Below are 10,609 nucleotides of genomic sequence, written 5' to 3'. Positions count from 1 at the left end.
GGTTGCCGCCTTCGTGTTCGACGGGGGAACGCCCAGGCTGACCCAGATTCCGCCATGCTGGGACGCCAGGGTCTGCAGGGTGATCAACGCTACCTGCTTGTCGCCGTTCGGGCTCGCGGAATTGGTGAAGCCACCGAAAACCTTGTCCTGCCAGCCGCGCGTGAACCATATCTTCGAGGTCGCATCGGCGAATTTCTTGTACTGCCAGCTCACATTGCCCATGTAGGTGGGCGATCCCATGATGATGGCGTCTGCCTCGTTCAGTGCCGTCCACTCCGCGTCACTGATGTCTCCGTTCGCGTCGATTGCGACGAGCCTTGCCTCGGCTCCGCGCGCCACATGCTCGGCAACCACCTTCGTATGACCATAGACCGAGTGATAGACCACGATAACCTTGCTCATGCCTAAATCCCTGTAAATGCGATGTAGCACAGTGACATTTCAGACCAGGTTTCGTATTGAAACCTAGTTTCGTTTTCCAAGTTACTCATGGACTAAAAACACGACAAGAAGGCACCTGCAGGACACATGGTTACTCAAAGGAAACCAATGCCGTCACGCCCCCACCCGGCGTTCGACGTATATGCTCAAAACTGTCCCACCCGCATGGTGCTGAACCGGATCGGCGACAAATGGGCGCTTCTGATTCTTGATTGTCTCAGGGACGGCAGCGCACGTTTCAGTGTGATCCGGAGAAAGATCGGCGGCATTTCCCAGAAAGTTCTGTCCCAGGTTCTGAAGAACCTCGAACGCGACGGACTGGTCCTGCGTACTGTCCATGCCACGGTGCCGGTGGCGGTCGAATACAGCCTGACATCTCTGGGCGAAACATTGACGCAGGCTGTTGCCAGCCTGACCCACTGGGCCGAACAGCACATGGAGGAGGTTCAGGAAGCACAGCTCCGTTATGACGGGAAAAGGATCGACGGGTGATCTTCACAAGATCGTGTCGCTGTCTCTCCCCGTGCCTGTTTGCATACTGCATGGGAGTATGTGAAGGATACTAAGGGACAGTATAATTGGAGTGACCTTTTCGTGCCGCATACACCCGAAGAGAAAAAGCGCGTCCTGACACGGGTGCGCCGCATCAGGGGACAACTCGACGCATTAGAGCAGGCTCTGGAGAAAGGGGCTGAATGTGGCCCGGTGCTACAACAGGTCGCTGCGATCCGGGGCGCTACCAACGGCCTGATGGCGGGTATCCTGGAAAGCCATTTGCGTGAGGAGTTCGTCGAGTGCGCCGGGGACCGCGACGCGGCTTCCGGTTCCATCGAGAAGGTCGTCTCGCTCGTCCGGTCCTATCTCCGCTGATCCTGCCAAATATGAAGGAAACATCATGAAATCACGGGCCGCCGTTGCATTCGAGGCTGGCAAGCCACTTGAAATCGTCGAGATCGATGTTGAACCGCCCCGCGCAGGCGAGGTGCTCGTCCAGATCACCCATACAGGTGTGTGCCACACGGACGCCTTTACCCTGTCGGGGGATGATCCCGAAGGATTGTTCCCGGCGGTGCTTGGACACGAAGGGACCGGGATCGTGATCGAAGTCGGGGAAGGTGTAACCAGCGTGGCGCCGGGCGACCACGTCATTCCGCTCTATACAGCGGAGTGCGGTGAATGTCTGTTCTGCAAATCGGGCAAGACCAATCTCTGCATCTCAGTTCGCGCGACCCAAGGCAAGGGCGTCATGCCGGACGGGACAACACGTTTTTCTTACAAGGGCCAGCCGATCCATCACTACATGGGCTGTTCGACGTTCAGCGAATTCACGGTCGTCGCTGAAGTCTCGCTTGCTAAAATCAATCCGGCGTCCAATCCGGGACATGTCTGCCTGCTCGGCTGTGGCGTGACGACCGGTATCGGTGCGGTACATAACACGGCCAAGGTACAGGCCGGTGATTCAGTCGCGGTCTTCGGGCTTGGCGGTATCGGTCTTGCCGTAATCCAGGGCGCGCGGCAGGCGAAAGCCGGACGGATATTCGCCATTGATACCAATCCCGAAAAGTTCGAACTGGCGAAGGCATTCGGCGCCACGGATTGCCTCAATCCCAAGGACTGTGACAAGCCGATCCAGCAGGTTTTGGTGGAAATGACCGACTGGGGCATCGACCATACGTTCGAGTGCATCGGCAATGTCAACGTCATGCGTGCGGCACTCGAATCCGCGCATCGCGGGTGGGGACAGTCGATCGTGATCGGCGTCGCCGGGGCAGGTCAGGAGATTTCCACCCGCCCGTTCCAGCTTGTCACCGGTCGTTCATGGCGGGGCACAGCGTTCGGCGGTGTGAAGGGACGCACCCAGCTTCCCGGGATGGTGGAGGATGCGATGCGCGGCGATATCCAGTTGGCACCGTTCGTAACCCATACGATGCCACTCGAAGACATCAACACCGCCTTTGACCTGATGCATGAGGGAAAATCCATCCGCTCCGTCATTCACTACTGAGGTCGATCCCTTTCATGCCGCCAGGTTTGACCAATGGCGGCATGGATGAAGGCGCATCTGCCCGATCCGGTTTGCGTATCTGATGGTAGCATTGTGTTTCGGGGCGAATGCGCGTTGACTGGATGAGAGCCGGGGCTGATTTATTAGTCATACTAATGACGTCATGCGGATTAACCTGACTAATTGAAAATGAAACTTCGGATTAAGCTGTCAGACTAGGGCAATCAGCAGATCGCGTCCTCTGATGCAGCCGCTCGTTGTTTTCAAACGTCAACCCTGAAGGATACCGACAGCCATGTCTCCTGAACCTGCTCCTCGCGACGTGCTCTCCCTAACCCGGCGCAAGGCATTGTCGCTCGGTGCGGCGCTTGGCGCTGCATCGCTCGTTCCCGCAGGCATGGCGCGGGCCGCGACACTGCCCACATCACTTCCTGTCACGGCCCGTCGCAAGTTGAGGGATCTGGAAGTATCGAGCATCGGTCTCGGCTGCCAGTGGGTTCCGGGGCACCCGCCGGGCGGTCTCAAGGATTTTTATGGCAGCTTTATAGATCGGGCCACGGGGATTGCCCTCATTCGGCGCGCGGTGGACCGGGGCGTGACGCTAATCGATACGGCGGAAGCCTACGGTCCCTTCCTCTCCGAAGGGGTGGTCGGCGAGGCATTGCAGGGTATCCGGGACAAGGTCGTCCTTGAGTCCAAGTTCGGTTTCAATATTGATCCAGAGACCGGAAAGCAACTGCCCGGCCTCAACAGCCGCCCTGAGCATATTCGGATTGCGATCGAAGGCATGCTCAAGCGCCTGCGAACCGACCACCTTGATCTCGTCTATCAGCACCGTGTCGATCCGGCCATGCCGATCGAGGATGTTGTCGGCACGCTGAGCGACCTGATTACTGAAGGCAAAATCAGGCATTACGGGCTGTCTGAACCAGGTGTACAGACGATCCGGCGTGCGCATGCCGTCCATCCGGTCACCGCGATCCAGAATGAATATTCCATGCTGTGGCGCGGCCCCGAGCAGGAGATCATTCCCCTATGTGAGGAACTGGGCATCGGCTTCGTGGCCTGGAGCCCGCTTGGCATGGGATTCCTGGGAGGGGGCATCACCCCGTCGCGACACTTCACCAATGATTTACGGGCCATCATTCCACGCTTCGCGCCGGACGCGCTCAAGGCGAACATGGCGCTTGTTGACGTGGTCAAACGCTGGGCGCGCGCGAAGAACGCCACGCCCGCGCAGATCGCCCTGGCCTGGCTGCTGGCCCAGAAGCCGTGGATCGTGCCGATCCCCGGCACCACGAAAATCGCGCATATGGAGCAAAATCTCGGCGCGGCGGCGATCCATTTCACGCCAGACGAGCGGACGAAGATCAATGCAGACGTAGATGCCGTCCATATTCAGGGAGCCCGCCTGCCGCCTGCCATCTTGAGCATGTCCGGGGTTGAAGCGCCCCCAAAAGGCTAAGTGATTATTTGAAAACAAATCATTGATAAAAAACAATAAAAGTTTTTGGGTTCCGCCTTTTTTCAAAAAGGCGGTGTTCTTTGACGCTTTTTGAAAAAATCTTCACCAAAAACTTCCTTATGATTGCTGGATATTTTCTAATCTAACTTTTCAAACAGCCTGTAATCCGATCGTGTCTACATTGCGTATAACGGACAGGGCAGAAGCGAAATCGAAACAACAAAAGGCCGCCTGTCAGCCTGATGACAGGCGGCTTTACAAAATGATCCGTTAATGCGCATGTCGCGCGACACATCGTAAGGCCTGTAACGATTTACTGTTGCAGTTCGAATGCCCCTGCAATCGTTAGCGTCACCTCGTCACCCACAAGCGGCACGTATTGTTTGACGCCAAACTGGCTGCGGACAATCGTGCCCGTCGCTTCAAAACCCACCGTAAACATCTTGTCGAGCGGGTTGGTCCCGCTGCCGACCAGACGGGCCTTCAGTGTGACCGGTCGGGTCACACCGTGCAGGCTCAGATTGCCGGTAATGTCGGCGGTGCTCGCACTGGTCTGGACAATGCGGGTGGACTTGAACGTCGCATTGGGGAACCGGCTCGCATCGAACCACTGCGCGCTTTTCAGCTCGCCATCCAGCTTCGGCACCGTGGTGTCGACCGACTGCACCGGAATCGTGACATCAAGGTTGGTGGCCGAGAGATGGGCGGGATCGATTTTAAGCGAGCCGGATACACCGTTAAAAAAACCGGAAAAATTGCTGAAACCCATATGCGAGAGGGTGAAGCCGACCTGCGTATGATACGGCTCGACCCTATAGGTGCCGGCCCTCACCGCCGACGGGTCGGGCGTGGAAACCTGCTGGGCGGTGGCATGGGAAACCGCGCAGAAAACAGTCATGGCTGCCAGCGCCGATGCCGCGAAATGATGTCTGGTCATGAAAAATATTCCTGTTGCACAAAAGGATATCAGGCCGGAACGAGGGCGATTTCGCTCTGGGCCTGGACAATGGCGGCCTCCTTGGCCTCAGCGCCCAGGGACAGGCCTTCCGCCCTGATCCAGACGACATCACGCACACCGATGAAGCCAAGGACCGCACTGAGATATTTTTCCTGGTGATCCAGAACTGCGGCCGGACTGTCGCCAGTATAGATCCCGCCGCGGGACGAGATAAGGAATGCCTTTTTACCCGCTGGCAGCAACCCTTCCGGGCCAGCCGCACCGTACTGGAACGTTTTGCCAGCCACGACAACGCGATCAATCCATGACTTGAGCTGAGCGGGAATGGAGAAATTGTACATCGGTACGCCGATCACGATGATGTCGGCGGCCGCCAGATCCTCGATATGGGAATTCCCGATCGCCAGATCCGCTTCAAGCGTGGCTTCCGTCACGGGAGTACCCTGACGGGCCGCCAGATGCGCGCCAGTCAGGTACGGCAGCGGATCGGCGGCGAGATCGCGGTAGAGCACGTTGGCGTCGGGATGCTCGGCCTTCTGCCGCGCGACGGTTTCAGCCGAAAGCTGGCGGCTGAAGGAATATTCGCCAAGGATACTGGAATCGATATGCAGGATCTTCACGCTGGTCTTCTCCGCAGGGGCGCAGGACACGGACCATCTGTTGCGCCCTGAAAACAGGTTTCCGATGGCCCTGAACATGATCCAGCATGTCCCATGAACACAGGTATCTATAAAGCCGCTATATTCCGATATATAATACCGGAATAACCGATGGATTGGCGGATCATGCTGGATGGCGTCTCACTGGACCAACTGCGCACCTTCATTGCGGCCAGCGATGAAGGCAGCTTCTCGGCCGCCGCCCGGCTGCTGCGCCGGTCACAATCGGCCGTCAGCGAAATGGTTGCGGGCCTTGAGGCCCAGATGGGTGTGATGCTGTTCGACCGGACGGGCCGCTACCCACAGTTGACCGTCGCTGGCAGGGTTCTGCTGGCCGATGCGCGCGGCGTGGTCGCGGGCGTGGATTTCATGAAGGCGCGGGCCAAAGGCATGTCGTCCGGGCTGGAGCCGGAACTGTCGGTCGTAGTCGATGTGTTCTTCCCGATGGACCGCATGACAGCCATGGCGGCGAAGTTTCGCGAGACGTTTCCACACACCCCCCTGCGGCTTTATGTCGAGGCCCTTGGCGGCGTGTTTCAGCCCCTGCTCGATGGGCGGGCCGGTATCGGTATTGCAGGCCCCCTGCCCGACCTTCCCCCATCCATGTCCAGCGAGGCGCTGGGAGATATCCGCTTCCTGATCGTGGCCGCACATGATCATCCGCTGGCGCGGATTGACGGCGTCATTCCCCGGGAAGAACTGGCCCGCCACGTCCAGCTTGTGCTGACCGACCGCACCAACCTGTCCGCAGGCAAGGAACGTGGCGTCATGTCGCCCCTGACATGGCGGCTTGCCGATCTGTATGCCAAGCATCATTTTCTGCTGGGCGGTCTGGGTTGGGGTGGCATGCCACTTCATACTGTTCGAGCGGACATTGACGGCGGCCGACTGGTTGAACTCCGTATCGAGGGTATTGCCCACGGGGGCGCCGATATGCCCATGACTGTAGTCTATCCAACAACCGAACCGCCAGGCCCAGCTGGTCGGTGGTTGATTGATCGGCTCAAGCTTTGTCCTGCTGGATGTATTCGGCGTTGAACCCGTCTGCTGGCAAGTTTCTCCTCTCGCTCGGATCTCACTGCTCTTACAAGCTCATGTTTTGAAAACCATCATCGCCATTGAAGCGATGATTGCAGTATCGTGAGGTGCGCCGTGTTGCCCGTACCTCTGGTCGCCACCTGCCGCTCAGCTTTTCATACTTTTAGCCTTCACTTCGCATCGGCTAGGGGTTTTCTGCCCCCGTCACAAGCAACGAATAAATAAGCTGCGCTTATGAGCGTGTTCAGAAATTAACGCCTAATCGCCCAATAGATAACCGGCAGGTGTAGTCTAGCTTGACAAGGTAAGGAAATTCCCTTACATACACCCGAGTGTAAATTGGGGATCTAAACATGGCTGCGCTGCTGAAAGAAGAAAGCAGGATCACCGCCAAGGGCCAGACGACCGTTCCCAAAAGCGTTCGGCAGGCTTTGGGCGTGGACTACGGCGGACGTATCGCCTTCTTTATCGACGATCAGCATCGGGTCTACGTCGAGAGGGCTAAGGACGAGGCAAGCGACCCAGTTATAGACCGCTTCCTTGTATTTCTGGCCGAGGACATGGAGAAACACCCTGGTACATCCGTTGCCGCTCTGCCCACCAACCTTCGCGATCGCATGGCCGCGCTTGTCGGGGACATGGACATTGACCTCGATGCCAGCATTGACGGTGACGTTGCGCTCTAATCGTGATTACGATCAATGGCTGGACCATTCTGGCGCATCCCCTCTTTCTCGATCAGTTGGAAAAGCTGACCGACGCGGTCGAGGTATTGAAGGCAAAAAAGCCTGAAAAATACCAGAGGGAGGCGAACACGAAGCTGCTGGCTGCTTTGAGCAAGTTGGTATTCCAGACAATTCCTGCCGATCCGACCGCAACCGTCTATCGGCAAGGCTCGACACTTGGCGTCGCGCACAGGCACTGGTTCCGGGCAAAATTTGGTAATGGTCGTTTCCGTTTATTCTTTCGCTATGACTCGACCGCGAAAATCATCATCTTCGCATGGGTGAACGATGAAACGACTTTGCGGACCTATGGGGCAAAGACCGATGCTTACAGGGTTTTCAAAGGGATGCTGGAGGCCGGCGATCCGCCTGACGACTGGATCGCGCTTCGTGAGGCCGCGTCCGATCAGGCCGCAATCGACAGGCTGGAAAAAACCTCGCCTTCGGGCCCATGACGAATATTATTGAAAGTCATAAGAGTGGGCACTGCCCTTTGGTCTAGACATCCGGCGCAGACGCCTGAGTGTCCGTGACCGGATCCTTCGTCGCATAGCCAGGCCGCGATAGCCCAGCGCTATGACGACGAGGCGATATATCGATGTCGGGTCGACCGGTTCCGGCAACGGGGGCCCCGGACAATGGGCCGAGTACCAACTGACCGGCAGGCCCAAAGGAATTTGACGGAGAGTCCTGGTTGGGACGACCTGCACATGCTGTTTCTACACGTTTTTTGCGTTTGACGCCTCATTTTTCATCGTTTTTGTGTTACGCTCATCGTTCTTGGGCAAAGTCGCCCGTTTTTCACAGGTGGTGAGATGGCTGGCGGAAACATGATTTGCGGGGGACTCTGGCTCGCAGAGAATTTCGAAGTAGAACCTTTTGGGGGCCTAGCTGTCAGAAGTTACATCGGAACCAACCGCCGTACTACAGACATTGGTCCATATATTACGGAAATCTATCCCCCCCAAATGTATCCCGGGGAGAAGATAGCTGACCACCTGCAGTTTCACATCCGTCATGAGCCCATAAACCTTGAGTTGCTCTCACGCGTCTTTAACGTCGGAGGATCTTGGTTTGTCCAGGAGTGGGTGAACAACAAACCCACCAGTCAGTACGCCCGGCGTGCTGCGTTCCTGTATGAGTTCCTTACCGGCGAAGACCTCGTCCAACCACCAGACTTGCGAGGGTCTTACATTCCGGTTCTTGACAGTGACAGGAATCTGGCCGCGAGCGTAGTGGAGAATGAAATCCGCATCTCCAAGTGGAAGGTTATCAACAATATGCCTGGGACAAGATTTTTCTGCCCAGCCATTCCGCTTTCCAAGCGCCTTGTGGAAGCCTTTAATTACAATATCTCGAGACACTATGATGAAATCATTGAGGAGTTCGGTGCGGAATTGCTGTCCCGCTCTGCATCCTGGCTGACAACACGAGAAAGTCGGGCGAGCTTTGACATTGAAAAGGAATCTGGAGCGACAAATCGTATCCAGCGTTTTGCTCAAGTTATTGCGACTTGGACCGGTTACAACGTCCCGCCTTCCCTTGGAGGCGGCGCTTCAGACGCTCACCAGGCAGCGAGTGGCATTCTATCTGAGCAGCGACTGGCCAGTATTCAGAAAGCCATTTTGGGCGACACAGCTCTGATTCCATACAGCGGGTATCGAAAGTCTCCTGTCTTTGTCGGACAGACAACCCATCACTCGCAGGTTGTGCACTACCTGGCCCCCCCGGCAGAAGACGTGGCCGCCATGCTTGAGGGCATTGAGATATTTTTGGATCGCACGCAACACCAGTCACCAGTTATGCGTGCTGCTATCGCATCTTTCGGCTTCGTCTATGTCCATCCACTTATTGACGGCAATGGCCGCGTGCACCGGTTTCTCATCAACGACATTTTGCGTCGAGACGGTGCGACCTCCCAAGACGTCATCTTACCCGTATCCGTCGCCATCAATGACGACCCAACCAGTCGTCGAGCCTATGATGACGTCCTCGACAAGATTTCCGCTCCCCTAATGAGCCAGATTAGATCCCACATATCATTCGCCTCCAAGCCCACGATATATCCCGACGGCGTAGAGTCAGACCTGATCTTTTCTGACGAGGACCTGGCTCGGCCTACTTGGCGATATGCCAACTATGTTCCGCATGTCATTTACTTGGCGGATATCATCAACACGACTATAGTCCATCACATGCGGGATGAGGCGCTGTATCTCCGGAACCACGACAACGCCAGGCTGGACCTGAAGGAAATTTGTGAGATGCCGGACAGGTTGGCAGACGAGATAATCCGCTCCGTAACCGCGAACGATGAGGCCAGTGTGGGCAGGAAGTTACGCCGTAACTACCCGCGAATAACGGACGAGATGTGGGCATCATTCGTGAAGGCCGTCAGGGACGCATTTGCCCCGAGAGGCTAAGCGTCCCAGGGACTATACCACCTCGAATGTTTTGACGAGTTCCCCGAAAACACGGCAAATTGGGGTTGGAATTCTCCACCTATGATCCCGGATCCAGGATAATGAGAATTTCTTGAAGGCATCGGCGTTCACCAAGGCGCAGATCGCGTTTGTATTGAGGTCCACGGACACGGGCACACCTGCTACCGGGTTTAACGGAAGGCACGCATCTCGGGGGCAACGTTCTGCAACTGGCGGAAGAAATACGCGGGCCTGATGCCGGCCGAAATGAAACGGTTGCGCCAGCGCGAGGACGGGAACGTGGAGTTGAAACGGATCGTCGAGGACCTGTCGCTCAACAAGGCGGCTCTGCAGGACGTGCTATCAAAAAAAGCTCCGAGGCCTGCTGGGGTTGGCGACTGACGCGGTCATAAGAGCATCAGCGGCCGTATCGGACATATACCGAGTGCTATTTTCCTTCGCGCTCATGTATATTTTGCCATAGGCAACCGAAACGTAGGACATCAAGCATTACAGTGAGCAACAGCTACGTCCAGGCGGCAGCAGGTCTCCAGTGATTGCCCATTCCTCGTCTGTCACGTCGCCACGCATCCACAGGTCTCCGTAAATACCGGCGTTAAATCAATTATTTTACAGAGCCCGGTAGGCACTGTGAATAATCTATCGATGTTGAGCGAACTTCCGTCCTTTATGCCAACTGACGCTTGATGAACTCTGCGGCGCTGGCAACCGCTTCTCTGGCTTGAGGCAAAAGCGGACTCCATGCCTGCCAGACATGAAATACACGCGGCCATTTCTGAAGCCTGACATCCACGTTGGCTTGTGCCAGACGGTCAGCAAGCCGGGCAGAGTCCGAGAAATAAGCCTCGTTTTCTCCCACCTGAATAAGCACAGG

At 56.6% G+C, this 10,609-nt stretch carries 12 protein-coding genes and 1 pseudogene; 9 read left to right on the top strand and 4 right to left on the bottom strand.

Features of this window, described 5'->3' with window-relative positions; translation table 11 throughout:
• Nucleotides 1-402 (bottom strand): flavodoxin family protein (locus HNO79_RS16070; protein ID WP_214165917.1); only part of this gene is annotated, 402 nt, incomplete at its 3' end.
• A gap of 147 nt (nt 403-549) precedes the next feature.
• Here HNO79_RS16070 and HNO79_RS16065 point away from each other — a divergent pair.
• From HNO79_RS16065 to HNO79_RS16050, 4 genes are all read left to right on the top strand, one after another.
• A complete protein-coding gene (locus HNO79_RS16065; protein ID WP_025812362.1) occupies nt 550-933 on the top strand; it encodes a winged helix-turn-helix transcriptional regulator in 384 nt (127 codons plus the stop codon).
• 102 nt (nt 934-1,035) lie between these two features.
• Entirely contained in the window at nt 1,036-1,311 is a 276-nt protein-coding gene (gene frmR / locus HNO79_RS16060) for a formaldehyde-responsive transcriptional repressor FrmR (RefSeq protein WP_025812363.1), read from the top strand.
• Between the two features lie 25 nt (nt 1,312-1,336).
• Nucleotides 1,337-2,446 (top strand): S-(hydroxymethyl)glutathione dehydrogenase/class III alcohol dehydrogenase, encoded by a 1,110-nt coding sequence (locus HNO79_RS16055; protein ID WP_141302639.1) that lies wholly within the window; start codon nt 1,337-1,339, stop codon nt 2,444-2,446.
• A 295-nt stretch (nt 2,447-2,741) separates the two neighbouring features.
• Nucleotides 2,742-3,911: an aldo/keto reductase gene (locus HNO79_RS16050; RefSeq protein WP_141302641.1), complete on the top strand. Its 1,170-nt coding sequence runs from the start codon at nt 2,742-2,744 to the stop codon at nt 3,909-3,911.
• Nucleotides 3,912-4,224: 313 nt separating this feature from the next.
• Here the strand turns inward: HNO79_RS16050 and HNO79_RS16045 are convergent, their stop codons facing one another.
• Both HNO79_RS16045 and HNO79_RS16040 read right to left on the bottom strand, forming a co-directional pair.
• Complete coding sequence (locus HNO79_RS16045; protein ID WP_025812364.1) at nt 4,225-4,848, bottom strand: YceI family protein; 624 nt, start codon at nt 4,846-4,848, stop codon at nt 4,225-4,227.
• A 29-nt stretch (nt 4,849-4,877) separates the two neighbouring features.
• Nucleotides 4,878-5,489: an FMN-dependent NADH-azoreductase gene (locus HNO79_RS16040; protein ID WP_025812365.1), complete on the bottom strand. Its 612-nt coding sequence runs from the start codon at nt 5,487-5,489 to the stop codon at nt 4,878-4,880.
• Between the two features lie 150 nt (nt 5,490-5,639).
• Between HNO79_RS16040 and HNO79_RS16035 the strand changes: the two genes are divergently transcribed.
• The 5 genes and pseudogenes from HNO79_RS16035 to HNO79_RS17555 form a co-directional block, all read left to right on the top strand.
• Complete coding sequence (locus HNO79_RS16035; RefSeq protein WP_227001133.1) at nt 5,640-6,566, top strand: LysR family transcriptional regulator; 927 nt, start codon at nt 5,640-5,642, stop codon at nt 6,564-6,566.
• A gap of 353 nt (nt 6,567-6,919) precedes the next feature.
• Complete coding sequence (locus HNO79_RS16030; RefSeq protein WP_025812366.1) at nt 6,920-7,252, top strand: type II toxin-antitoxin system PrlF family antitoxin; 333 nt, start codon at nt 6,920-6,922, stop codon at nt 7,250-7,252.
• A 2-nt stretch (nt 7,253-7,254) separates the two neighbouring features.
• A complete protein-coding gene (locus tag HNO79_RS16025; protein WP_025812367.1) occupies nt 7,255-7,746 on the top strand; it encodes a type II toxin-antitoxin system YhaV family toxin in 492 nt (163 codons plus the stop codon).
• 633 nt (nt 7,747-8,379) lie between these two features.
• Complete coding sequence (locus HNO79_RS16020) at nt 8,380-9,714, top strand: Fic family protein (RefSeq protein WP_227001134.1); 1,335 nt, start codon at nt 8,380-8,382, stop codon at nt 9,712-9,714.
• A 228-nt stretch (nt 9,715-9,942) separates the two neighbouring features.
• Nucleotides 9,943-10,101: pseudogene (locus HNO79_RS17555) on the top strand (IS3 family transposase); the annotation flags it as partial.
• 301 nt (nt 10,102-10,402) lie between these two features.
• On the opposite strand, the gene HNO79_RS16010 reads toward HNO79_RS17555, so the two are convergent.
• On the bottom strand, nt 10,403-10,609 hold a 207-nt coding region (locus HNO79_RS16010; protein ID WP_025812368.1), incomplete at its 5' end, for an alpha/beta hydrolase.

The organism is Komagataeibacter oboediens (assembly GCF_018491655.1).
Classification (GTDB): Bacteria; Pseudomonadota; Alphaproteobacteria; order Acetobacterales; family Acetobacteraceae; genus Komagataeibacter; species Komagataeibacter oboediens.
This window is presented reverse-complemented; position numbering and strand designations above follow the sequence as displayed.

Excerpts from the sequence above, each read along its gene's own strand:
- HNO79_RS16035 (WP_227001133.1), top strand. The coding sequence starts at position 5,640 with ATGGATTGGCGGATCATGCTGGATGGCGTCTCACTGGACCAACTGCGC.
- HNO79_RS16045 (WP_025812364.1), bottom strand. The coding sequence starts at position 4,848 with ATGACCAGACATCATTTCGCGGCATCGGCGCTGGCAGCCATGACTGTT.
- HNO79_RS16050 (WP_141302641.1), top strand. The coding sequence starts at position 2,742 with ATGTCTCCTGAACCTGCTCCTCGCGACGTGCTCTCCCTAACCCGGCGC.
- HNO79_RS16065 (WP_025812362.1), top strand. The coding sequence starts at position 550 with ATGCCGTCACGCCCCCACCCGGCGTTCGACGTATATGCTCAAAACTGT.
- HNO79_RS16055 (WP_141302639.1), top strand. The coding sequence starts at position 1,337 with ATGAAATCACGGGCCGCCGTTGCATTCGAGGCTGGCAAGCCACTTGAA.
- HNO79_RS16030 (WP_025812366.1), top strand. The coding sequence starts at position 6,920 with ATGGCTGCGCTGCTGAAAGAAGAAAGCAGGATCACCGCCAAGGGCCAG.